The sequence below is a fragment of the Rhizobium sp. BK529 genome (assembly GCF_014194105.1).
In the GTDB taxonomy this organism is placed as follows: domain Bacteria; phylum Pseudomonadota; class Alphaproteobacteria; order Rhizobiales; family Rhizobiaceae; genus Rhizobium.
Genome location: NZ_JACIAU010000006.1, coordinates 70,727 through 92,835, shown reverse-complemented (window position 1 = coordinate 92,835; position 22,109 = coordinate 70,727). Strand labels below are relative to the sequence as shown.

The 22,109-nt window shown below is 59.2% G+C and carries 21 protein-coding genes; 6 read left to right on the top strand and 15 right to left on the bottom strand.

The window, feature by feature from the left end; all coding sequences use genetic code 11:
- Nucleotides 1-184 precede the first annotated feature (184 nt).
- Together FHX08_RS27985 and FHX08_RS27980 are read left to right on the top strand one after the other, a co-directional pair.
- On the top strand, nucleotides 185-937 hold the full coding sequence (locus tag FHX08_RS27985; protein ID WP_132657133.1) for a sigma-70 family RNA polymerase sigma factor: 753 nt from the start codon (nucleotides 185-187) through the stop codon (nucleotides 935-937).
- A complete protein-coding gene (locus FHX08_RS27980; protein WP_132657134.1) occupies nucleotides 937-1,737 on the top strand; it encodes an anti-sigma factor family protein in 801 nt (266 codons plus the stop codon). Before FHX08_RS27985 ends, FHX08_RS27980 begins: the two co-directional genes overlap by 1 nt.
- Here FHX08_RS27980 and FHX08_RS27975 read toward each other — a convergent pair.
- The gene (locus FHX08_RS27975) at nucleotides 1,734-2,402 is read right to left on the bottom strand and encodes a DUF1345 domain-containing protein (RefSeq protein ID WP_132657135.1); all 669 of its coding nucleotides are present in this window, start codon (nucleotides 2,400-2,402) and stop codon (nucleotides 1,734-1,736) included. The genes FHX08_RS27980 and FHX08_RS27975 overlap by 4 nt on opposite strands.
- 97 nt (nucleotides 2,403-2,499) lie before the next feature.
- On the bottom strand, nucleotides 2,500-3,465 hold the full coding sequence (tal, locus tag FHX08_RS27970) for a transaldolase (RefSeq protein ID WP_132657136.1): 966 nt from the start codon (nucleotides 3,463-3,465) through the stop codon (nucleotides 2,500-2,502).
- A gap of 446 nt (nucleotides 3,466-3,911) precedes the next feature.
- Between tal and FHX08_RS27965 the strand changes: the two genes are divergently transcribed.
- Nucleotides 3,912-4,895, top strand: coding sequence for a sugar-binding transcriptional regulator (locus tag FHX08_RS27965; protein ID WP_132657137.1), 984 nt, complete (start codon nucleotides 3,912-3,914; stop codon nucleotides 4,893-4,895).
- A 22-nt stretch (nucleotides 4,896-4,917) separates the two neighbouring features.
- Here FHX08_RS27965 and FHX08_RS27960 read toward each other — a convergent pair whose 3' ends face one another.
- Together FHX08_RS27960 and FHX08_RS27955 are read right to left on the bottom strand one after the other, a co-directional pair.
- On the bottom strand, nucleotides 4,918-5,790 hold the full coding sequence (locus FHX08_RS27960) for a bifunctional helix-turn-helix domain-containing protein/methylated-DNA--[protein]-cysteine S-methyltransferase (RefSeq protein WP_132657138.1): 873 nt from the start codon (nucleotides 5,788-5,790) through the stop codon (nucleotides 4,918-4,920).
- A gap of 69 nt (nucleotides 5,791-5,859) precedes the next feature.
- Nucleotides 5,860-6,357 (bottom strand): DUF2244 domain-containing protein, encoded by a 498-nt coding sequence (locus FHX08_RS27955; RefSeq protein ID WP_132657249.1) that lies wholly within the window; start codon nucleotides 6,355-6,357, stop codon nucleotides 5,860-5,862.
- 22 nt (nucleotides 6,358-6,379) lie between these two features.
- Between FHX08_RS27955 and nth the strand changes: the two genes are divergently transcribed.
- Nucleotides 6,380-7,162, top strand: a complete 783-nt coding sequence (nth, locus tag FHX08_RS27950) for an endonuclease III (RefSeq protein ID WP_132657139.1) — start codon at nucleotides 6,380-6,382, stop codon at nucleotides 7,160-7,162.
- Nucleotides 7,163-7,186: 24 nt separating this feature from the next.
- On the opposite strand, the gene FHX08_RS27945 is transcribed toward nth, so the two are convergent.
- Complete coding sequence (locus FHX08_RS27945; RefSeq protein ID WP_132657140.1) at nucleotides 7,187-7,900, bottom strand: sulfate transporter family protein; 714 nt, start codon at nucleotides 7,898-7,900, stop codon at nucleotides 7,187-7,189.
- Between the two features lie 234 nt (nucleotides 7,901-8,134).
- On the opposite strand from FHX08_RS27945, the gene FHX08_RS27940 reads away from it, so the two are divergent.
- Nucleotides 8,135-8,989 (top strand): MurR/RpiR family transcriptional regulator, encoded by an 855-nt coding sequence (locus tag FHX08_RS27940; RefSeq protein ID WP_132657141.1) that lies wholly within the window; start codon nucleotides 8,135-8,137, stop codon nucleotides 8,987-8,989.
- 1 nt (nucleotide 8,990) lies between these two features.
- Here FHX08_RS27940 and FHX08_RS27935 read toward each other — a convergent pair whose 3' ends face one another.
- The 9 genes from FHX08_RS27935 to FHX08_RS27895 form a co-directional block, all read right to left on the bottom strand.
- On the bottom strand, nucleotides 8,991-10,574 hold the full coding sequence (locus FHX08_RS27935) for an FGGY-family carbohydrate kinase (protein WP_184328073.1): 1,584 nt from the start codon (nucleotides 10,572-10,574) through the stop codon (nucleotides 8,991-8,993).
- Nucleotides 10,574-11,263 (bottom strand): HAD family hydrolase, encoded by a 690-nt coding sequence (locus FHX08_RS27930; RefSeq protein ID WP_132657143.1) that lies wholly within the window; start codon nucleotides 11,261-11,263, stop codon nucleotides 10,574-10,576. The genes FHX08_RS27935 and FHX08_RS27930 overlap by 1 nt, the downstream gene beginning before the upstream one ends.
- A 91-nt stretch (nucleotides 11,264-11,354) precedes the next feature.
- Nucleotides 11,355-12,836 (bottom strand): mannitol dehydrogenase family protein, encoded by a 1,482-nt coding sequence (locus FHX08_RS27925; RefSeq protein WP_132657144.1) that lies wholly within the window; start codon nucleotides 12,834-12,836, stop codon nucleotides 11,355-11,357.
- A 106-nt stretch (nucleotides 12,837-12,942) separates the two neighbouring features.
- The gene (locus tag FHX08_RS27920; protein ID WP_132657145.1) at nucleotides 12,943-13,941 is read right to left on the bottom strand and encodes an ABC transporter ATP-binding protein; all 999 of its coding nucleotides are present in this window, start codon (nucleotides 13,939-13,941) and stop codon (nucleotides 12,943-12,945) included.
- A gap of 18 nt (nucleotides 13,942-13,959) precedes the next feature.
- Nucleotides 13,960-14,790: a carbohydrate ABC transporter permease gene (locus FHX08_RS27915; RefSeq protein WP_132657146.1), complete on the bottom strand. Its 831-nt coding sequence runs from the start codon at nucleotides 14,788-14,790 to the stop codon at nucleotides 13,960-13,962.
- A 1-nt stretch (nucleotide 14,791) separates the two neighbouring features.
- A complete protein-coding gene (locus tag FHX08_RS27910) occupies nucleotides 14,792-15,664 on the bottom strand; it encodes a carbohydrate ABC transporter permease (RefSeq protein ID WP_132657147.1) in 873 nt (290 codons plus the stop codon).
- A gap of 134 nt (nucleotides 15,665-15,798) precedes the next feature.
- Nucleotides 15,799-17,109 carry an ABC transporter substrate-binding protein gene (locus tag FHX08_RS27905; RefSeq protein WP_132657148.1) on the bottom strand — a complete coding sequence of 437 codons (1,311 nt, stop codon included), beginning with the start codon at nucleotides 17,107-17,109 and terminating at the stop codon, nucleotides 15,799-15,801.
- A 145-nt stretch (nucleotides 17,110-17,254) separates the two neighbouring features.
- Nucleotides 17,255-18,208: a sugar-binding transcriptional regulator gene (locus FHX08_RS27900; protein WP_132657149.1), complete on the bottom strand. Its 954-nt coding sequence runs from the start codon at nucleotides 18,206-18,208 to the stop codon at nucleotides 17,255-17,257.
- A 98-nt stretch (nucleotides 18,209-18,306) separates the two neighbouring features.
- Nucleotides 18,307-18,885 (bottom strand): exopolysaccharide biosynthesis protein, encoded by a 579-nt coding sequence (locus FHX08_RS27895; RefSeq protein WP_245508359.1) that lies wholly within the window; start codon nucleotides 18,883-18,885, stop codon nucleotides 18,307-18,309.
- A gap of 261 nt (nucleotides 18,886-19,146) precedes the next feature.
- Here FHX08_RS27895 and FHX08_RS27890 point away from each other — a divergent pair, with 261 nt between their 5' ends.
- Nucleotides 19,147-20,058: an ROK family protein gene (locus FHX08_RS27890; RefSeq protein ID WP_132657151.1), complete on the top strand. Its 912-nt coding sequence runs from the start codon at nucleotides 19,147-19,149 to the stop codon at nucleotides 20,056-20,058.
- Between the two features lie 58 nt (nucleotides 20,059-20,116).
- Here the strand turns inward: FHX08_RS27890 and FHX08_RS27885 are convergent, their stop codons facing one another.
- Complete coding sequence (locus FHX08_RS27885) at nucleotides 20,117-22,030, bottom strand: beta-N-acetylhexosaminidase (protein ID WP_132657251.1); 1,914 nt, start codon at nucleotides 22,028-22,030, stop codon at nucleotides 20,117-20,119.
- Nucleotides 22,031-22,109 lie beyond the last annotated feature (79 nt).

Genomic DNA, 22,109 nt, shown 5'->3' with positions numbered 1-22,109 from the left:
ACAAAATTTTTGACAAATCATTGGAAACACGTTCGTATTTCCGCTCGACGCGGCTTTCGCTCTGCTGAACGCAAATAAATCGGCGCGATTTGGAATAAAATCACACGCCAATCGGTCTAGACTGCAGGGACCGCAGATGACCGCGGGTCTCACGTCCAAATCGGCTGCTGTTGAGGCAGGGAGGATGATGACAAACGCTCAGATCGCCTATCCCGTCGGGTCCAGCGGCTGCATGCTGCTGCTCACCCGGCAAATGTCGAAGACCCGCATTCGAACATCAGCGCTGGCGACGTTTTTCGCCGGCGCCCTGCGACTGCTTCACCTTTCGGTCTCAGAGAAATCCGTTAGCGAGCAGGTCGCTTCGACGGCAGATGCGTCGGCACAGCATGAGTTCATGCTGCGCTTTCAGCACGTGATTGTTCCGCATCTGGACGCAGCCTTTAATTTCGCCCGTTTCCTCAGTCGCGATAGCGACGCCGCTCAGGATATCGTCCAGGAGGCATTCCTGCGTGCCTATCGCAATTTTGAAGCCTATCGTGGCGGCGATCCGCGTGCCTGGCTCTTTGCCATCGTCAGGAACTGCTGCCACGTCTGGCGCCAGCAGGATCGTCGCAAGGCACATTTCGAGCGGCATCTGGACGATAGCGGCAGCTCCGATCCCGATGAGGATGAAGGCTTTCAGATCGCCTCGGAGGAGGATTCTCCGGAGACCGCGCTGATCCGGCTGAGCGAGCAGCAGCGTGTGCGTGCCACGATCAGCAGGCTTCCGGAAACGATGCGGGAGATCCTCGTCCTGCGGGAACTCGAAGATCTCTCTTATCGACAGATCGCCGAAATCATCGACGCGCCGATCGGCACTGTCATGTCGCGTCTTGCGAGGGCCCGGCGTGAATTTGGCGAAGCCTGGGAAGCAGGCAACAGGAGCGAGACAGCGTGATGAGTGAAGCCCATCAGAAAGCCTGTCCTGAATGGCGCATCATGCTGCACGGTTTTATCGACGGTGAACTTGATTCCGTCCACGCATCGCAGTTCGAGAATCATCTCGCGACCTGCGAAAATTGCCGGGCGGAGTTGGAAAGGGTTGGCGCAGTGAGGAAGATCATCGATCAGGATGGCGTTCGCTGGAGACCGCCGGAGGCGCTGCGGTCACAGGTTCTCTCCCTGCTGTCTTTCGAACAAACGGCAACCATCGCCGGCCGGCCACCGCAACATCAGCCGCCTTTCTGGCGCCGTGCTTTCGACTTCGTCCGGCAGTGGAGCTTCGTACCGTCCCTGGCGGTGCTGGCGGCGAGCGGCTTCCTGTTCGTCAATGCTCCGTCGCAGACCCTGATTCTGCAGAATGAAATCATGGCAAGCCATGTCCGCTCCATGATGGCAGATCACCTGACCGACGTGCTGACCTCAGATCAGCATACCGTAAAGCCCTGGTTCAACGGCAAGATCGATTTTTCGCCGCCCGTCGGCGATCTCACCAAGGATGGCTTCCCGCTGGTCGGTGGCCGCGTCGATTATATCGGCGGCCGCGCCGTTGCCGCCCTTGTCTACCGACGCCACGGCCACATCATCAACCTGTTCATCTGGCCCGCCGCATCCAGCGCCCAGACGACAACCGAACACGACGGTTACAACATGGTGCAATGGTCGGATGGGGGACTGATGTTCTGGGCGATTTCGGATGTCGCCTCGGGCGATCTCGCCCAATTCGAGAGCGTCTTCCGGTCTACGGTAAGGCTCTAAAGCAGGCTTGCCCCGACATTGATGGCCAGTGCCAGTATAGTGGTGTTGAACAGGAACGACAGCAGCGCGTGCAGCAAGGTAAACTTGCGCATCGTCGTGGAGGTCACCGCGACATCGGCGGTCTGAGCCGCGACACCGATCGTGAATGAGAAGTAGAGGAAGTCCCAATAAGCGGGCTCTTCGATACCATCAGGGAATTTGAGCCCTTCGTACTTATCCGGGCCGCCGTAGAAATAATGGGCATAGTGGATCGTGAAAAGCGTGTGCAGAAAAATCCAGGAGATTAAGATGGTCAGGATCGCCGCAGCCGCCCGCCAGAGCGCGATATTGGCGGGTGCATCCTTGATCGAATGAAGCTCGATGCCGATGCCGGCAATGCTTGCGAGGGCCGCAGCAATCGACAGGAAGAGCAGGAAATTATCGGAAAAATCGAGATCTTCGGATCGCTTCTTGATGCTCTCAACGGTCGCCCGCAGCATCTTGCGCAAGCTGAGCGCAATGAAAATGAGCGCCGCCGCATTCCAGCCGAACAGGATATTGCTGGCGCTGGCGTCCCGCGAGGTCAGGAGCAGAAAGAGGATGAAACCGCCTGCGGCCGCTATGATGAAACTCGCATGCTTATGGGCAAGCGAGACGAGAGAATTTCCGTCATCCTCGTCAGCCACCGTTTTCCCTCCATTTCTATGCCTTTGATATCAACACGAAAAAGGCGCGGATGCCAGCGGCACCGCGCCTTTCATAAAATAGCGGCTGGCCCGACTCCTAGGCGGCAGCGAGCTGCAGTTCCTTGCGGACCTGGCTGCGCAGCGTGCCGAGATCCTTCGCGAATGCGCGGATGCCTTCAGCGAGCTTTTCGGTAGCCATCGCATCCTCGTTCATCATCCAGCGGAAGGTCTTTTCGTCGACCGCGATCTTCGGAGCCGGCTTGACGGTTTCCGGCGAAAGTTTGCGCTCCAGCTTGCCTCGGTCGTTCGACAACTCGTCGAGCAGGTTCGGAGCAATGGTCAGGCGATCGCAACCGGCCAGCGCTTCGATTTCGCCGGTATTGCGGAAGGAGGCGCCCATGACGACGGTCTTGATGTCGTTGGCCTTGTAGTAATTGTAGATGTCGCGAACCGACAGAACGCCCGGATCTTCCTCGGCGGTGAAGTCCTTGCCGGTCGACTTCTTGTACCAATCGAGGATACGGCCGACGAAAGGCGAGATCAGGAACACGCCGGCGTCAGCACAGGCAACTGCCTGGGCCTTGGAGAAAAGCAATGTCAGATTGCAGTCGATGCCTTCCTTCTGCAGGATTTCGGCGGCGCGAATGCCTTCCCACGTGGAAGCGAGCTTAATGAGGATGCGATCCCTCTCGATGCCACGCTCCTTATAGGCGGCGATGATGCTGCGTGCCTTGTTGAGCGAAGCTTCCATGTCGAAGGAAAGATCGGCGTCGACTTCCGTCGAAACGCGGCCGGGAACGAGCTTTACGAGTGCCGCGCCAACGGAGATCGCAAGGCGATCGGCAACGGCTGCAGCCGCAGCATCGGCATCACCGCCGAGCTTCTTGCCCCAAGCGATCGCTTCCTTCATATCGTCCGCGAACATCTCGGTGCCAAGCGCCTTGAGAACGATGGAGGGATTGGTCGTGCAATCGACCGGCTTCAGGCGAGCGACAGCCTGAATATCGCCAGTGTCGGCGACCACGGTTGTAATCTCGCGGAGTTGGTCAAGCTTGGATGTCATGGTCAAAATCCTTTGTGAACTTGGGCTGCGGACCGGCGCGAGTTCCGCCCGGCGAAGATGTGATCTAAGGACAGCTGGTTTGCATGCTGCAGGCGAAAAGACGCTTGCCCGTCACGGATGAGTCATAAACGTGAGAGGCACTGGCGGTGTTCCCAAGGGCTTCGTCCCAGGCTCTGGAAAACAACAGGTGCATCGCAGGCGATACCGCCTGCGGCTGAAGGGCCGGTCGTGACTTTCCGCATGCCCGCACATTGTCCTCCTCGGACGGACAAGAACGACGTTGTCGGTTATGACTATCGCCGCTGTCGCAACGAAAAGTCAAGGACATTTGTGTATTTCAATTGACATAAGTGTCACACCCGGCATTATCGCGGGAACAATGCCGATAGCGCAACCTTATGCTATCAACGACAAAGATCTAGGGCGGAATCGGCGCGGGAGGAGATGTGGTCAAGCTGAAACGCGGCACGCACACTGCCTATTCCGAAGCCTCGTCGCTCAGGCTCAAGGCTGCATGGCTCTACTATAACGAAGGCCTGACCCAGAAAGATGTCGCCGAGCAACTCGGCATCAGCCGCACCACCGTTATCCGGCTGCTCGACGAGGCGATGAAACGCAGCGAAGTGCAGATCTGGATCAACGATTCGATCGGCGATTGTGTCGAATTATCGGTCAAGCTCGAAAGAGCTTACGGTCTCGACGAAGCGATCGTCGTTCCGGAGCCCGCCAATTGCGATGCGAACTCGCTGGCAAAGAATGTCGGTCTGGCGCTTGGTCAGTTCCTGTCGGAGGCAATACCGGACGATTACACGATCGGTGTCGGCTGGGGCCGCACCATGACGGCTTCGCTGGCAAGCTTCCGCCCACCGCGCCGCGATAATTGCAAGGTCGTCTCCCTGCTCGGCGGCGTCGTCGCCGTCCACCAGACGAACCCGATCGACTACACCTGGCGGCTGGCAAACCAGCTGGGCGCCGAATGCTACATGTTTCTCGCGCCGCTGCTCGTCGATTCGACTGAGACCAAACGCAATCTTATCGAAAAATGCGGGCTGGACACGATCTACAGGCTAGCCGAAAATCTTGATCTTGCAATCGTCAGCTGCGGCGATATAGGCCCCCATTCGACCTCACTGTCCGAAGGCTGGATTTCGAAGGCGGAGTTGCAGCAGTTGATCGACGCCGGCTGCGTCTGCGACACCATGTTCAACTTCCTGGACAGGGACGGTAACTCAGTCGACCACTCGATCAATCAGCGGGTGATGTCGGTGGACCTCGATACGCTGAAGAAGGCAAAACACATCGTGCTCTCCTCGGGCGGCGCACATCGCGCTGTCGCGATCCGGGCAACGATCAAGCGTGTCGGCTGCAACACGCTGATCACCGACGAGAGCGCGGCAAAAGCACTGCTGGAACTCGCCGAAGCCGCCTGAACGGCTTCGTCTGTCACATCGGTCAGGCGTGCGCCGCTTCCCAGCCGAGCATCGCCCGTTTGCGGGTCAGGCCCCAGTGGTACCCGGTCAGCGCTCCGTTTTTGCCGAGCGCACGGTGGCAAGGCACGACGAAGGAAATCGGGTTGGCACCGACAGCCGCACCGACCGCGCGCATCGCAGTCGGCCGGCCGATATCCTTGGCGATATCGCTATAGGTCACAGCCTTGCCGAACGGGATTTTCAACAGGCTCTGCCAGACACTGACCTGGAAATCCGTACCGATCAGCACGACGCGTAGCGGCTGATCCGACGTCCACCGGCCAGGTTGGAAGATACGTTCCGCATAAGGCGCCGTCGCTTGGGCGTCCTCGATATAATCCGCATTCGGCCAGCGGCAGGTCATGTCTTCAAAGCAAGCCTTTTCATCGCCGGTATCGCTGAAGGCAAGACCTGCAAGACCGCGTTCCGTGACCATGACGAGTGCCGTCCCGAAAGGACAGATGTGAAATCCGTAGCGGATCGTCAGACCGCCGCCCTTCGCCTTCCATTCGCCCGGCGACATCGCCTCATGCGTGACGAACAGGTCATGCAGACGGCTCGGCCCCGACAGGCCGACCTCGATGGAGGTTTCGAGCAGCGGCATCTCTTCCTTGCGCAAAAGCCGCTTGGCGTGGTCGAGCGTCACGGCCTGCAGGAACGCTTTGGGTGACAGGCCAGCCCAACGGGTAAAGGTCTTCTGGAGTTGCGTCGGCGACTGATGCATCCGCGCAGCAATCGCTTCCAATGACGGCTGGTCGCGATATTCTTCGCTGATGAGTTCGATGACCTGACGGACGATGTCGTAATCCGGACCATCAGGAGTGATATCTGTTTCGAGCTTCGCGATCATGTTCATCGTCTTTCTCCTTTACAAAGGAGATAATCAACGGCGGGCAGCCAAACCACCCGTTTCTTGCGTGATTTCTCAGATACGCCGTTTGACCGTCGCCAATGCGCCCTTGAAAGCCTTGGCGAAGCTCTCGCGATCATCAGGATTGAGGAAGGAGCCGACATCCGTGCGCTTGCCTTCCCCGAAAATATGCATGGAGAGAATGCCGATTTCCTGATGCCGGCGCACGAGAAAGCGTGTCCAGAACGGGTTGAAATGATGCTCGGTCATTCGGCCGGACGGAGAGAACTTGCGTACCGATACATCCGTGCGCGAAACCGTCACTTCTTCCCGCACCTTACCAGACCGGTAATTCAGCCAGAAGGCGCCATAGAGCAGCAAAAAGTCGAGCCCGAAGAAGAAGCCGATCGGCCAGGCGCCGGTGACGATAAAGAACATGCCGTACATGAAGCAGATGGCGCCAGAAATACCAAGCAGCACCTTGAAGCCCTTCCGCCCAAGGGAGCGGTAGGGAAAGAGCTCAGCTGCGAAAACAGGCGGCTCGTTGCGGCTGTCGGCGTTGCTTTCTATCATGACCGTTGAGTATAGATTTTTCATGGCCAATCCGAAACTCAAATCCGTTAGCAAACCATCGCAGAACTCGAATGTGATCGTCCGCCGCAAGCCAGCGACGGCGGTGAAGACCGCCTATTCCCTCGCCGAACGCGAGGAGATCTTTCGCCGCTTTTCGATCCAGCGGCCCGAGCCGCGAGGCGAGCTGGAGCACACCAATCCTTTCACCCTCGTCGTGGCGGTGGCGCTCTCCGCCCAGGCTACGGACGCCGGCGTCAACAAAGCGACGCGAGCGCTCTTCAAGGTCGCCGATACGCCGCAGAAGATGCTCGATCTCGGCGAGGAGAAATTGCGCGATTATATCAAGACGATCGGCCTTTACCGCAACAAGGCGAAGAACGTCATTGCGCTCTCGCAGATGCTCGTCGATGAATTCGGCGGCAGGGTGCCTGAGACACGTGAGGAACTGGTACGCCTGCCGGGCGTCGGCCGCAAGACCGCCAACGTGGTGCTGTCGATGGCTTTCGGCCAGGCCACCATGGCTGTGGACACGCACATCTTCCGCGTCGCCAACCGCATTAAGCTCGCCCCGGGCAAGACGCCTGACGAGGTGGAAGAGCGGCTGATGAAGGTCGTGCCGAAACACTACCTTTATCACGCCCATCATTGGCTGATCCTGCACGGTCGCTATACCTGCAAGGCCCGCCGCCCGGAATGCGAACGATGCGTGATCGCAGATATCTGCAAATCGCCGGAGAAGAGCTGCGATATCCCGGCACCGCTGGTCGAACTACCGCCACAAGTGATCGGCGAGGCCGTCGAGTAGAAACACAGTCCTCTCTGTTCAATCTCAGGCGCGAAAACCGGGATCGCGCGCCGAAATCAGCTTGTGTAGATGCACCATCATGCCGGCAGCAAAGAGCGGCGTAAGCAGGTTGACAATCGGGATTGCCAGGAAAAGTGCGATCACCAGACCGCCGAGAAAGACGGTTGGACTATGCTTGACGCGAAACAGCCGCGCCTCCGGCGGCGAGCGGAAGCGCATGGCTGCGAACTCGAAGAATTCCCGCCCGAGCAGGTAGCCGTTCACCAGGAAGAAGGCCACGAGATTGACGCCGGGAATGAACAGCAGCAGGAGCGCGATGATATTGCCGACAATGACCACGCCGAGGAATTTGAGCGAGCTTGCCATTGCCGGACCAAGCGGCATGGCCTTGCCCGGATCATCCTGCGGATAGTCCCGCTTCTCGATTACCTCGGCGACGTCGTCGAGGAAAAGGCCGGCAATTACAGCCGTGACCGGCGAAAGCAGGAGCGCCAGCCCAAGCCCAAGACCGATACCGGCGGCAATCAGAAAAGCGAAGCTCAGCCACCCGGCCCAATCAGGCATTTCTGGAAAGAACCCGGCCACAAAAGGAAAGATGAAGGCGATGAAAATGCTGCGCAGCGCAAACCACAAGCCAATCAGCACCAGCACCGTCAGTCCCAGAACTTTCCAGAAAACCGACCGCGTCTCCGGCGCAAACAGGTTGATGAGTGAAAGGCGAGCGGCGTCAAGGATCATTCTCTGGCGTCTCCGTTACGCACCACCATGTAGGAAACCTGCGTCCTGTCGGCAAGTCAGTTGAAAATTACATGTTTGAATAGAAAACTTGTCGAAAATTATATGCTAATATATAGTTCTCAACGTTAGAAATACGTGTGGGCCTAAGAAGAGCTTCCGGACAATATTAAGAAACAAGGATTCGGCTCTGCATGAATCCACGGAAAGCCTCGGAAGGTATGGGGAGGCTGCGGCGTGGAAGACTTTGTACAGAAGCTTAGGCAATACGCAAAATCCGGCACGCCCGCCGAACGGCGCATCGCCAAATATTTCACCGAACACTTAAGCGATCTGCCATTCGAAACCGCCGCGTCGGTTGCCGACCGGCTTGATCTTTCTCCGATGACGGTCGGGCGCTTCCTGCGTGCTCTCGGCTATCAGGGCCTGGACAGTGTCAAGGTGGAGATCCGTGAAACGGCGACGACCTCGCCCGTCCAGTTCCAGAGCGCGATGACGGAACTGCAAGCTGACGCGACGGAAGGTAAAGCGCTTGCTGTTCTCGTGGCCGAGCAGATACAGGCACTGCATCACATCTATCATTTGACCGCGCAGCCGAATTGGAGTGAAGCCGTCGCGATGATCGGCGCCTCCCGAGAGGTCTTCGTCGCAACCGATGCCAGACTTGCCGGTTTCTCCAATCATTTCTGTCAGCGATTGACCCAGGCCCGGGATGGGGTGCATCCGATCGACGGCGCGGCTAACCACTTCACCGAACTTTTCGCCCGTTCCTTCGTCGACGATGCCGTGCTTGTCATTATCGATTGCCGGCGTTTTGCGAGATCGCGGCTGCTCGCGCGCACCGCCCGACGCTACGGCTACAAAGTAATCCTGATTTCCGCTCAGCATGCAGACTGGCTGCCTGAACAGTCGAACGTCGTCCTGCCTTTGCCGCCTGCCCGCGCGCCCGATATGGATAACCTGCCACCGCTCATTGCCTTGCTAGACTGTCTTTCAGAGGCGGTCATTTTGAGCGCCGGCGAGGAGGCAAGCCAGCGCCGCCGACGCATGGTAGAATTTGCAGCTATCCTCGGTGAACCGCCAAACCGCTGACCTAATCCACGGCTTCCAACTCTGCCCGGTGACGATACATGGCAAGGAGGCGACGATAGTCCCGGTCGTAAATCGCCTGCTTGCTCCGGTCGGGAAGGCGTTCGGCGCCGCCCGGATACATTGCCTTGCCCGCTGCCGCCAGATCCTTGTGTAAGCCGCAGGCAACCGACGCAGCGATCGCGGTGCCGAGCAGCACCGCTTCGTTCATTTTAGGCACGATGACCTTGCAGCCGGTAACATCCGCATAGAGCTCCATCAGCACCGGGTTCTTTACATGCCCGCCAGCGACATGCAGCGTATCCGGCACATAGCCGTAACCCTTCATCGTCTCGAGGATATGGCGGATGCCGAGCGCAATCGCGACCGCGGTCCGCCAATAGAGCGCGCAGAGTCCATCGAAGGACGTATCGAGCGTCAGCCCGCTGATGGCGCCGACGGCATGCGGATTTGCCAGCGGCGACCGGTTACCGTGAAAATCCGGAAGGACGAAGATCCGTGCACCGAGCGCATCACCTTCTTCTGCCCTGAGTTTAGCAATGCGGGTGACAATCCTCTGATGCAGCACCGTGTTCGGCTCGCCGCCAGCCGCATGCATACGCACGATATGATCGAGCAGCCCGCCGGCCGCCGATTGGCCAGCCTCGACGAGCCACGATTGCGGAAAGACTGCCTCGTAGTAAGGCCCCCACATTCCCTGGCTCGGTTTTCGCTCGCGGGAAAAGGCGACAACGCAGCTTGATGTCCCAGCAATCAGCGCAAGCTGATGCTCCAGCTTCTCGTGATCGCCGGCATAACTGCTGAGCGTGCCGAGCGCACCGGCATAGGCATCAATCATTCCAGCCGCGACGCAGCAATCGGTCGTCAGGCCCAACCCTTCGGCAGCCTCCGGCGTCAGCCTGCCGATGCTCTCGCCGACTGCTGCCGCCTCGTCCGGCAGATGACCACGCGCCTGTAGATCCTCAAGTCCGATCTGCTGCAGAAAATCCTGCCGCCAGCCTTTTTCCTTATGGGCAAGATAATTCCACTTGGCCGTCAGGGTGCAGCGGGAGCGGGCAAGCGAGCCGGTGGCCTTCCACGTCAGGAAATCGGCGAGATCGAAAAGATAGCCAGCCTTCTCCCAGGTCGCCGGCAGCTTCTTCTTCAGCCACATCAGCTTCGGCATTTCCATTTCCGGCGACATGACACCGCCGGAATGTTCCAGCACCTCATGCTTCGTCGCCGTGCAGAAATCGGCTTCGTTCAATGCTCGATGATCGAGCCAGACAATCGTGTCGAAACGCGTCTCGCCGCCTGCGGAAACGCTGATCTGCCTGCCCTCGGTGTCGCGCACTACAAGCGAACAGGTGGCGTCGAAGCCAACGGCGCCAATAGCGGCCGCCTCAATGCCGGACTGGCCCATCGCCGTGCGCACCGCGCTGCAGACAGCCGCCCAGATATCCTCGGAATCATGCTCGGCATGGTTCTGCCGCGGTCTGTTCATGATGATCGGATGTTCGGCCTTGGCAAGCAGGTGGCCACGCACATCAAAGACACCGGCACGCGCGCTGCCCGTGCCGATATCCACCGCAACCACATGATCACGCATCAATGCTGAGTCCCGTCCCGCTTTTGCTGGCGGACAAGGTGTATCAATTCCGGCATGGCGTCAAACACGACTTCCGGCGAAAGCCGGTCAAGCTCTTCCCGATAACCGGCGAAGTTGGCGTGCGAACCGCCGGTGAAGGCAAAAACCGTCATACCTGCTGCTTTTGCTGCTGCAATACCCGCCGGACTGTCCTCGATGACGATGCAGTCGTGCGGCTCGACATGCATCTGGTCCGCCGCATAGAGGAAGAGATCCGGGGCCGGCTTGCCACGCTTGACCATGCTGGCACTGAAGATGTTCGGCAACTTCGGCAATAACCCGGTGACGGAAAGCGACAGCTTGATCCGCTCGATCTGGCTGGACGAGGCAACGCAGCAGGGAACGCTGAGCGCATCGATGGTATCGCCGACGCCGGGCATGGCCCTCAACTCGGTACGGAAACGGGCATAGAGATTGGTGCGGATGCCTTCGAGGAATTCCTCGTTGGCATGCACATTGAACTCCGTCTCTAGTATGTCGATCAGCGTCGCGAGGCTTTTGCCGAGGAAGCGCTCATAAGCCTCATCCTCGGTAATCGTCACGCCGAGATCGGCCATCGCCCTGACGAGGACACCGATCGAAATCGGCTCGCTGTCCACGAGCACGCCATCGCAATCGAAAATGACCAGCCGTGGTCCAGCATCAGCCATGGAAGACCCAACCTGAGTTCAGTTCGGACGAGACCGTCCTGCTTTGTCCGCAAGGCCGGGATGGCGGCAGAAATGCCGCCATCGGGATTCTTTACACTGCGAGCTTGCCGTCGAGATAGAGCTGCAAGGTTTCCTTCGTGCCCTTTTCCCACAGGGTTTTGAGGGCATGGGAAAAACGCTTGCGGAAAAGCTCGGACTTCGCCGCTTCGCCGAAAATATCGTCGAAGACGAGGAAGGCGGCCGGATCGTCCTTGGCCTTCACCGCCGCTTCGTGCAGGCGATCGGCACTGGCATCGTTGAAGACGATGTCCTTGCCGCTGTCGCTTTTGCCGAAGAAGTAGCGGCACCAGAGCGCCGAGACGAGCGCAAGGCCGACGACATCCTTGCCCTGGCGCAGATTGTCGAGCGTCGAGGGCAGGATAAATTTCGGCTGACGGTTGGAACCGTCCTGTGCAAGCCGCGGGATCGTATCGGCAATCTTGGGGTTGAGGAAGCGGTGTTCGATCAGCTTGAAATAATCGGCAAGCGACGTATCCGGAACCGGCGGTACGATCGGGATGATTTCCTCGTTTTCGAGCTTGGCGAGGAAAGCGCGGATCAGATCGTTCTCCATCGACTCATGGACAAAATGAATATCCATCAGCGCGGCCGGATAGGCGATCGCCGCATGACCGCCATTGAGGATGCGGATTTTCATATGCTCATAGGGCGTGACATCGGGCACGAAGGTCACGCCGACCTTTTCGAGCGCCGGGCGACCCATCGGGAACTTGTCTTCCAGCACCCACTGCTTGAACTCTTCGCAATAGACCGGCCAGTTGTCCTCGATGTCGAAATTGTCCTTGAGAAAATCGATCTCGCGCTGGCTGGTTGCCGGCGTGATGCGATCGACCATTCCGTTCGGAAAGGAGACGTTCGCCTTGATCCAGTCGGCAAAGGTCGGATCGGAAAGCTGCGCCGTACCGATAACGGCATTTGCCGTCACGACGCCATTGTGAGGAATGTTGTCGCAGGACATGACGGTGAAGGGCGCGATGCCCTTGTCCTTCCGCGCCTTCAGGCCTGCGACGATCAGACCGAAGACCGTCTTCGGCGCGGATGGGTTCTGGCCATCGGCGACGATTGCCGGATGCGCTGGGTTGAACTTGCCGGAAGCATCGATGAAGTAGCCACCTTCGGTGATCGTCATGGAGACGATGCGGATCTCAGGATCGGCAAGCTTGGCGATGATGACATCAGGTTCGCCGACAGGCAGGATATCGATCATCGGCGCGGTCACACGCGCCGCGGTCCTGTTGTTGTCCTGCTCGACGACAGTCGTCAGGAAGTCCTGCGCCGCAAGCTTGTCGCGCATGGCTGCGTCCGAAGGCAGCACACCGGCGCCGATGATGGCCCAGTTATGGTCGCTGCCGGCATTGAAGAGATCGTCGAGATAGATCGCTTGATGGGCGCGATGGAAGTTACCGACGCCGAAGTGCACGATGCCGGCTTTCAGCGACGCCCGGTCGTAAGCCGGAATGGCCGCGGTCTTTGCCGCCTCGGCGAGCGTTGCCAGCGATAGTTTGCACGTCATGTTTCAGTCCTCTCGAAGGTCTTGCGAAGAGGCTCTTGGCCTCTCCGGTAGCGCGGATCGGACGAGATCGCCCGGTCCGCATGTCTGCCCCCAGCCGGCGGCCGCCTCAGATCGCGAGGCCGCTCTCGTTGAATTTATGAATGCGCGTCTTGTCCGGCGTCAGGTACACGGTGTCGCCGGCCCTGGAAGCAAAATCGCCATTGCTGCGTGCCGTCACCATGCCGATGCCGTCGACATCGGCATGCAGGAAGGTGTCGGAGCCGAGATGCTCAGCGACCGTGACCTTGCCCTTCCAGTCGCCGCTTTCGGTCGACAGCAGCACATGCTCGGGACGAATGCCGATCGTGTGCGCATTGAGCTGCGCGGCATTCTGCCCGTTGATGAAATTCATGCGCGGCGAACCGATGAAGCCTGCCACGAATAGGTTACGCGGGCTGCGGTAGAGCTCCAGCGGCGAACCGACCTGCTCGATATTGCCCCTGTTCAGAACGACGATCTTGTCGGCCATGGTCATGGCTTCCACCTGGTCGTGGGTCACATAGATCATCGTCGTCTTGAGCTGCTGGTGCAGCTCGCTGATTTCGATGCGCATGTTGACGCGCAGCGCTGCATCGAGGTTCGACAGGGGCTCATCGAAGAGGAAGGCCGAAGGCTGGCGAACGATGGCGCGGCCGATGGCGACGCGCTGCCGCTGGCCGCCCGAGAGTTGGCGCGGCTTGCGGTCCAGATAGTCGCCGAGGTTCAGCACGCGCGCGGCATCGTTCACCTTGCGGTCGATCTCTGCCTTATCCATGCCCGCCATCTTCAGAGGGAATGCGATGTTGTTGCGCACGCTCATATGCGGATAGAGCGCATAGGACTGGAAGACCATCGCCAGCCCGCGTTCGGACGGCGCCTTCTCGGTCGCGTCTTTGCCGTCAATGACGATCTTGCCGCCGGAGACATCTTCGAGACCGGCGATAAGGCGCAGCAGCGTGGACTTGCCACAGCCGGACGGGCCGACGAAGACAACAAATTCGCCGTCCTTGATATCGAGATCGATCGAAGGGATGACCTTGGCTTCGCCGAAGACCTTCGAAACCTTTTGAAGGGTAATGCTGCCCATGTTTCTCTCCCTATGATCTTATTTCACCGCGCCGAAGGTCAGGCCGCGGACAAGTTGTTTCTGACTGAACCAGCCGAGAATGAGGATCGGCGCGATCGCCATGGTCGACGCCGCCGAAAGCTTGGCGTAGAACAGGCCTTCCGGGCTCGAATAGGAGGCGATGAAGGCCGTGAGCGGTGCTGCCTTTGATGCCGTCAGGTTCAGCGTCCAGAAGGCTTCATTCCAGGCGAGGATAATATTGAGCAGCAGCGTCGAGGCAATGCCCGGCACCGCCATCGGCGTCAGCACATAGACGATTTCCTTGACGAGCGAGGCGCCGTCCATGCGCGCAGCCTCCAGGATTTCGCCGGGGATTTCCTTGAAATAGGTGTAGAGCATCCAGACGATGATCGGCAGGTTGATCAGCGTCAGCACGACCACCAGACCGGTCCGCGTATCGAGCAGGCCGGAATTGCGGAACATCAGATAGATCGGAATGAGCGCACCGACCGGCGGCATCATCTTCGTCGACAGCATCCACATCAGCACGTCCTTGGTCCGCTTGGTTGGCGCGAAGGCCATGGCCCAGGCAGCGGGAATAGCGATGATGAGGCCGATCAGCGTGGAGCCGAAGGAGATCACCACCGAATTCATGAAGTGGCTGAGATAGTTGGAACGGCTCTGCACTTCCGCATAGTTTTCCGTCGTCCATTGGAAGAACAGGAATTGCGGCGGGGAAGCGATGGCATCCGCTTCCGACTTGAAGCTCGTCAGGAACGTCCAGAGGATCGGGAAGAAGATCAGGATAGCGAACGCCCAGGCGATCGCGGTCATGATGACCTTGTGTTGGGTCGTAACCTTTCTAGCCATCTCAAGCCTCCAGATTCTTGCCGACGAGGCGCACGAGGAAGATCGCAACGATATTGGCAAGCACAACCGCCACGATACCGCCGGCAGAAGCCCCGCCGATATCGAACTGCAGCAGCGCCTGGGCATAGACGAGATAGGTTAGATTCGTGCTCTGCGTGCCCGGACCGCCATTGGTGGTGACGAGGATTTCGGCAAAGACCGACAGAAGGAAGATCGTCTGAATGAGGATCACAACCGTGATGGCTCGGGCCATATGCGGCAGGATGATGTAGATAAATTTCGAGATCGCGCCGGCGCCGTCCATTTCGGCAGCTTCCTTCTGCTCTTCGTCAAGCGACTGAAGTGCCGTCAGTAGGATCAGCGTGGCGAAGGGAAGCCACTGCCAGGCGACAATGAGAATGATGGAGAACAGCGGCATCGTTGCCAGCCAGTCGATCGGCTGCAAGCCGACAGCCTTCGCAATATAGGCGAAGAGGCCGTTGACCGGGTTCATGAACATGTTCTTCCAGACAAGCGCTGCGACTGTTGGCATAACGAAGAAGGGCGCGATCACCAGGATGCGTACGATCCCCTGCCCGTAAATATCCTGGTCGAGCAACAGCGCAAAGAGGATACCACCGACGACGGTGATGACGAGCACACCGGCGACCAGCACCAGCGTATTGATGAGCGCGGCGAAGAAGGCCGGATCGGTGAGGAAGTATTGGTAATTTAAGAGACCGACGAAGGTTTCCATGCCCGGGCTGAGCAAATTGTAGTTCAGCAGGGAGAAGTAAATCGTCATCGCCAGCGGGACGATCATCCACGCGAAGAGAAGCACCACGGAAGGGGCCATCATCAGGCGTGCTGCGGAGCGGGTGTGTAACGTTGCCATGGCAAATCACCGGTCTGATCTGAAGCGGGAACGGCTGCAGGACGTTTCTGAAAAAAGAGGCCGCCGATGCAGTTCGGATGATCGGCGGCCCGGAGGTGCGGAATGTCAAGCATTCCGTACATGCTCAGGAGGTTTTACTTGATATAGCCCGCCTTGGTCATTTCGCGGGTGGTCAGCTGCTGCGCGCTCTGCAGGGCCTGGTCGACCGAAATCTGGCCGGCAAGGGCTGCGGAGAACTGCTGGCCTACGGCCGTGCCGATGCCCTGGAACTCCGGGATCGCCACGAATTGGACGCCAACATAAGGCACCGGCTTGACGGTCGGCTTGGTCGGATCGGCGGAGTTGATGCTGTCGAGCGTCATCTTCGCAAACGGAGCAGCCTTCTGATATTCGGCATTTGCATAGAGCGAAGTGCGGGTGCCGGGAGGTGCGTTCAGCCAGCCTTCCTTTTCGGCGACAAGGTTGGTGTAATCCTTGCTCGTTGCCCAGGCGATAAACTTCTCGGCTGCTTCTGCCTTCTGCGAGCCTGCCGGGATGGCAAGGTTCCAGGCCCAGAGCCAATTGCCGCGCTTGCCGAGCCCCTTGTCCGGAGCCAGTGCAAAGCCGACCTTGTCGGCAACTTTCGACTGCTTCGGATCAGCTACGAAGGAAGCAGCAACCGTTGCGTCGATCCACATGCCGCATTTGCCGGTCTGGAAGAGCGCCAGGTTTTCGTTGAAGCCGTTGGAAGAAGCGCCGGGAGGGCCGGCTTCCTTCATCAGGTTGACGTAGAAGGTCAGCGTGTCCTTCCACTCGGGCTGATCGAACTGCGGCTTCCACTTTTCATCGAACCAGCGAGCGCCGAAGGAGTTCGACATGGCCGTCAGGAAGGCCATGTTTTCGCCCCAGCCGGCCTTGCCGCGCAGGCAGATGCCGTAGATTTCCTTGTCCTTGTTGGTGATCTTCTTCGCAGCGTCTGCAATGAAGTCCCAGGTCGGTGCATCGGGCATCTTCAGGCCTGCAGCGTCGAACAGATCCTTGCGATACATGACCATGGAGCTTTCGCCGTAGAAGGGAGCTGCATAGAGCTTGCCGTCCTGGCTGATGCCGCTGCGGATAGCCGGCAGCAGGTCATTCACATCATAGCTGTCGCCGAGATTGTCCAGCGGCAGGAGCCAGCCCTGCTTTGCCCAGATCGGAACTTCATAAGTACCGATCGTCAGCACGTCATACTGGCCGCCCTTGGTCGCGATGTCGGTCGTCACCTTCTGGCGCAGTACGTTTTCTTCGAGGGTTACCCATTCAAGGTCGATGCCGGGATTCTTCGCCTTGAAATCATCCGTCAGCTTCTGCATCCGGATCATGTCGCCGTTGTTCACGGTCGCGATTGTCAGCGTCTCGGCCGAAGCCATGCCGGCAAACGCTATTGCCGAGCAGGCGCCCAGCAGGAAAGTTCTCAATGTCATATCTTCCTCCCAGAAGACGAGTGTGAGCATTCGCTTTGCTCATGGGCAATTACTCACCAATGGCGATAATTTGTCAATCGGCAATCGTTGCTGCGATGCCGAACAATCGAGCTATGTTATTGATTCAAAAGTGTAATATTTTTGCTCAGCTATTGAGCAAAAACTCGGCCGTCTCTTCGTCAGTGATCAAACCGTTCACCTGATGGCCTGATATGGCAGCTTTGATTGCCTTGAACTTGCGCTTGCCCTTGGCAATCCCGATGACGACAGACGAATCGCGCGACGGGATGGGAGCGGACGCGACACGTTCGTTGATCGGGTCGTCGAGCAGCCTGCCGTCGGCGTCGAAGATCCATCCGCAGATCTCACCTGCCGCCCCGCCGCGCATCAGCGCCATCATTTCGTCTTTCTCAAGGAAACCGTCGACGCAGAGCGGGCCGTCGATGCCGAGTTCGCCGATACCGACGAATGTCACATCCGCCTGCGCGCTGATCGCCAGCGTTGAGCGCACCAGCTGCTGGCCATGCAGAAGCTCTCGCTCCTCCGCCGAGGTGACGAGAACCGGCAGCGGCATCGGATAGTGCCGCGCCTTCACGGCATCGGCCATGCTGAAGATGACGTTGTAATAGGCAGCCGAACCGTCGGGCGCGATATTGCCCGTCAATGAAACGATGCGATGATTGGGACATTCGATCGCCGGCAGCTGATCGACGGCGGCCTTCAGGGTTCGCCCGGTACCGACCGCGAGCACGATCGGCTCGGGGCGCTTCAACCACCGCTCGATTTCAGAAGCTGCCGCCTCCGCAATGCCGACCGTCATCGAGGACGAACCCGAATCGCTCGGAACGATCTCTACATGCTTGAGGCCGAATTTCTCGCGAAGCTGATTGCCGAGTTCGAGGCACGCGGCAATCGGATGATCGAGCCGCACCTTGATCAGCCGCTCCGCTACGGCAAGCGACACCAGCCGCTGCGCCGACTGGCGAGAAATACCCATGGCGGAGGCGATTTCGTCTTGCGTGCGGCCGGCGACATAATAGAGCCACCCGGCGCGCGCCGCATCATCCAGCCGTCCGGAAGTCTCCGCTTTCTTAACCATGTGCTGCCGCCAATATTCCCTTTGAGTCTATCTGGCGTCAGATCAAAACAAAAATCGGGCAAATGTCGAGGGCGTTGAAAAAGTGAGCAGTCGCTTCCCTACGCAAACCACCGCATGACGACGTAGATGGCCGCCTTAACGAGGCCGTAAATAACCCCAACGGCGACAGTGAGCGAAACCGCCGTCAAGAGGAAGCCCAGAAGCGAAAACAACCCATCCCGGCCAAGAATCGCGAAGGAGAAAAGCGATATCGCAATTGCCGGCAGGATATTGCCGAGCGGCACCGGCAGCACGAGAACGATCGCCAGCACCAGACAGCAAAGACCCGCCAGATATTCTGCAGGCGGTTCGACGAAAATACCAAGCCGCGGCTGCATCATCCGTTCCGCCCGGGCAAGCCAGGGATGGATGCGCCCGACGATAGTCCCGAAATCCTCTCGCCGCATGGAGCGAGCCGCAATCGCCCGCGGCAGCCAGGGCTTGAGGCCGAAGGTGAGCTGCGCAGCTAGGAAGACCAAGGGAGCGCCGAGCAATGAGGAGGTACCGGGCGGCGTCGGAAAAGCATTCGGCAACGCGAAGATGAGCATCAACGCGCCGATGGCCCGGCCGCCCATCGTCTGGAACAGATCGCCGATCGAGACGCGTTCGCGGCTTTGATCCGCCGCCATTTGTCGCAGGATGGAGGAAAGCCGCCGGCCTTTCGGGCGAGGTCTGCGGGCTGTCGTTCTGTTGGTTCCGGTATTTTCGATTGTCATAGATCCGGTATCGGTATGTGAATAGCGAAGAGCTTGCCCGTGTAATATGCCATTAGCATGACCTTGACGGACAATTATCGAGCGAAGGCTCGCCAGCAACTTAGTTAATTTATCGAATAATCCTTGTAATTCGACGCCAGGAGTGCGAGCAGACGCCCAGCAGAGATAACTGGCAGACATCAGATGATCATTTCATTCGATATCGGCGGCTCCGCCATCAAGGGCGGGTTTGCACATTCTGAATCCGACATCGTGCCGCTTGGCCGCCGCCCGACCCCGAAGGACAATTTTCCGGCCTTTGTCGAAACGTTGAAGAGCTTTATCGCCGAGAACGGTGAACAGCCGTCCCTCATAGCGCTCTCGATTGCCGGTGTCGTTGACCCGGACACGCAGCGCTTGATCGTCGCCAACATCCCCTGCATTCACAACCGCAACCTCGCCGCCGACCTGGAGGCAGCGCTCGGCCTGCCCGTGCTGATCGCCAACGATGCCGACTGTTTCGCCATGGCGGAAGCCGAGCTCGGCGCCGGCCGCGGCCACCGCATCGTCTTCGGCGCCATCCTCGGCACCGGCGTCGGCGGCGGCGTCGTCTCCGATGGCCGCCTCATCAATGCGTCAGGCGGCTTTGCCGGTGAATGGGGCCACGGCCCGATCATCGCATCGCAGGCAGGGACCCCGCCAGTCGCCATCCCCGCCTATGCCTGCGGCTGCGGCCAGAAGGGCTGCGTCGATACCATCGGCGGCGCACGCGGCCTCGAACGCCTGCACAAGACGCTGCACGATCTCGACCTCTCCAGCGAAGAAATCATCGCCAACTGGCAAGGCGGCGAGGAAAAGGCCAACCGCACCATCGATGTCTATGTCGATCTCGTCGCCTCGCCGCTGGCGCTCGCCATCAACATAACGGGAGCGACTATCGTGCCCGTCGGGGGCGGCCTTTCGAATGTCGAACCGCTTCTCGCCGAACTCGATCAGGCAGTGCGCGCCCGCATCCTGCGGAAATTCGATCGGCCGCTGGTGGTGCGCAGTGAATGTCGCATCGAACCCGGCCTGATCGGCGCAGCACTTCTGGGCCTGAAGGCCGAAGCAGCCTGAAACAATTCCAGCAAAAGTGCATAGCGGTTTTGCGTCCGGAATTGCGCAAAAGCCGAACTTAGAGCTGCGGCCACATCCTGACGATCACGGCAAAGCGAAGCCAGTCCTTGCGTAGAGTCGGGGTCCAGGCTGCCTCTGCGACGGCCGGCAGCCGCGGGAAAACCAGGCGGTTGAAATAGGCCCGCGAGACGAAATTCTCGCCCCAGATGCAGGCCTGGATGCCACGCATCCGGTCTCTCAGGTCCTCTGGCAACTCGCCCTCGGCCTCGTAGGCATAGGTCTTTTCCGGAGGCGTGAAACCGGCCCAGCTGGCGCCCGGCTCTCTCCACCCTTCGGCCTGGGCCATGTCGAGATAATAGGCCTGGCCCGGCGTCATGACGATATCATAGCCCTCTCTAGCCAGCTCGATACCGACTTCAGGCTTTTCCCAGGCCATCAGCAGCGTACCCTCACGATCGACGCCACCGCCATGCGAAACCTCGTTCCAGCCGGCAAGCTTCTTGCCGCGTTCGGCAAGCATCGCCTTGATCCGCCGCATGAAATGCGACTGAAGCTCGGCCGTTCCGGTAAGCCTCTCCTTCTCCATCAAGGCCTTGCAGGCCGGTGAGGCGAGCCATGAACCGTGCGGCACCTCGTCCCCGCCAATATGGATATATTCAAAGGGAAAGAGTGCCACCATCTCGTCAAACACCTTGCCGAGAAATTCATAGGTGAACTCAACAGCCGGATTGAGCGCATTGTTCGGATAGCCCTGTGCCGAACGATAGCTGCCTGGCGCCTCCTGTCTGTCGACAAGCTGCGGCAGAGAGACGAGCGTTGCTGTGCTATGACCGGGAATATCGATCTCCGGCAGGACATTCACATAGAGGGAGGCCGCATGGGCAACGATCCGGCGGGCGTCATCCTGCGTGTAATGTCCCGAACGCGGTTCGGCCCCATCGCCGAGCTGCGGCACCAGAACTTCGTTCGGCCCGCGTCTCGCACCGATGTCAGTCAGTTCCGGATAGGCCTTTATCTCCAGTCGCCAGGCCTCATCGTCAGTCAGATGCCAGTGAAAAATATTGAGCTTGTTCCAGGCGAGGATATCAATCAGCCGCTCGATATCCGCCACCGGATAGAACTGACGCGAAACATCGAGATGACAGCCGCGCCAAGCATAACGAGGCTGGTCGGCTATGTCGCCGAAGACCGGAAACTGAAAGATTTCCGCGTCCCGGCGCGCGCCATGCAGCAACTGGGCGAGGCTGATCAGCCCATAGAACCGCCCGGCCTCGTCGTCGGTGGCAAGAATGATCTCCTGTGACGTGAAGCGCAGCTCACAGGCCTCCGGCATGATCGAGGACTCCACCTTGAAGCGGATCGGTCGCCCGCCCTGGACCGGCTGCAACGTGAAAGGCACGTTGTCGGCTGGAAAGAGCCGCTGATAGAGCGCCAGCGCCTTCGCCACGGCCTTGATATCCTCCGGGCGTGAACCGGCTGCCGGGTAAAGCGCGATGGGCGGCATCTCCTCCGGCCGCATCGACAGGGACAGTGGCCAGGGCAGCAGCGAGAACGGCTCGGTGACTTCGCCCCTCGGCAGCAACTCCGGCAATTCGCCGTGCACTACGCTATCAAGCATCAGATCGCCGAAGCTGACGGGGACATGCCGGCCATCGGCAAGCGTAAGGTAGGCGGATTTGATACCCGCCGTGACGTGCCTCGGGCCATTCGTCAGGCCTTCCACGGAAAATTGCCAGCAGCCGCCCGGCTTGAGCGTGAGCCCGTCGGGCGGAGAATATTCGTGAAGATTGGCAACGCGCCGCTTGAGCACGGCACCCTCGGCGACATGTTCCTCTGCTACCCGGGTGAGCGAAGTATAGGCGAGTGTAAAACCGGTAAGCGGTTCGTCAGAAAGATTGAAGAGCGTGAAACTGAAGCGTCCGAAGCTTCCTTCGACCGGGCGCCAGCTCGCTTCTAAACGGTAATCGGCCACAGTCATGTCCTCCCTCCAACGAATATAGGGCGATCTTTACTCCCGTTTAGCGCCATCGTCTCCTCGCGTGCTTTCGCGG

Excerpts from the sequence above, each read along its gene's own strand:
- FHX08_RS27985 (WP_132657133.1), top strand. The coding sequence starts at position 185 with ATGATGACAAACGCTCAGATCGCCTATCCCGTCGGGTCCAGCGGCTGC.
- FHX08_RS27980 (WP_132657134.1), top strand. The coding sequence starts at position 937 with ATGAGTGAAGCCCATCAGAAAGCCTGTCCTGAATGGCGCATCATGCTG.
- tal (WP_132657136.1), bottom strand. The coding sequence starts at position 3,465 with ATGACATCCAAGCTTGACCAACTCCGCGAGATTACAACCGTGGTCGCC.
- FHX08_RS27960 (WP_132657138.1), bottom strand. The coding sequence starts at position 5,790 with ATGAACATGATCGCGAAGCTCGAAACAGATATCACTCCTGATGGTCCG.
- FHX08_RS27955 (WP_132657249.1), bottom strand. The coding sequence starts at position 6,357 with ATGATAGAAAGCAACGCCGACAGCCGCAACGAGCCGCCTGTTTTCGCA.
- nth (WP_132657139.1), top strand. The coding sequence starts at position 6,380 with ATGGCCAATCCGAAACTCAAATCCGTTAGCAAACCATCGCAGAACTCG.
- FHX08_RS27945 (WP_132657140.1), bottom strand. The coding sequence starts at position 7,900 with ATGATCCTTGACGCCGCTCGCCTTTCACTCATCAACCTGTTTGCGCCG.
- FHX08_RS27935 (WP_184328073.1), bottom strand. The coding sequence starts at position 10,574 with ATGCGTGATCATGTGGTTGCGGTGGATATCGGCACGGGCAGCGCGCGT.
- FHX08_RS27930 (WP_132657143.1), bottom strand. The coding sequence starts at position 11,263 with ATGGCTGATGCTGGACCACGGCTGGTCATTTTCGATTGCGATGGCGTG.
- FHX08_RS27925 (WP_132657144.1), bottom strand. The coding sequence starts at position 12,836 with ATGACGTGCAAACTATCGCTGGCAACGCTCGCCGAGGCGGCAAAGACC.
- FHX08_RS27920 (WP_132657145.1), bottom strand. The coding sequence starts at position 13,941 with ATGGGCAGCATTACCCTTCAAAAGGTTTCGAAGGTCTTCGGCGAAGCC.
- FHX08_RS27915 (WP_132657146.1), bottom strand. The coding sequence starts at position 14,790 with ATGGCTAGAAAGGTTACGACCCAACACAAGGTCATCATGACCGCGATC.
- FHX08_RS27910 (WP_132657147.1), bottom strand. The coding sequence starts at position 15,664 with ATGGCAACGTTACACACCCGCTCCGCAGCACGCCTGATGATGGCCCCT.
- FHX08_RS27905 (WP_132657148.1), bottom strand. The coding sequence starts at position 17,109 with ATGACATTGAGAACTTTCCTGCTGGGCGCCTGCTCGGCAATAGCGTTT.
- FHX08_RS27900 (WP_132657149.1), bottom strand. The coding sequence starts at position 18,208 with ATGGTTAAGAAAGCGGAGACTTCCGGACGGCTGGATGATGCGGCGCGC.
- FHX08_RS27890 (WP_132657151.1), top strand. The coding sequence starts at position 19,147 with ATGATCATTTCATTCGATATCGGCGGCTCCGCCATCAAGGGCGGGTTT.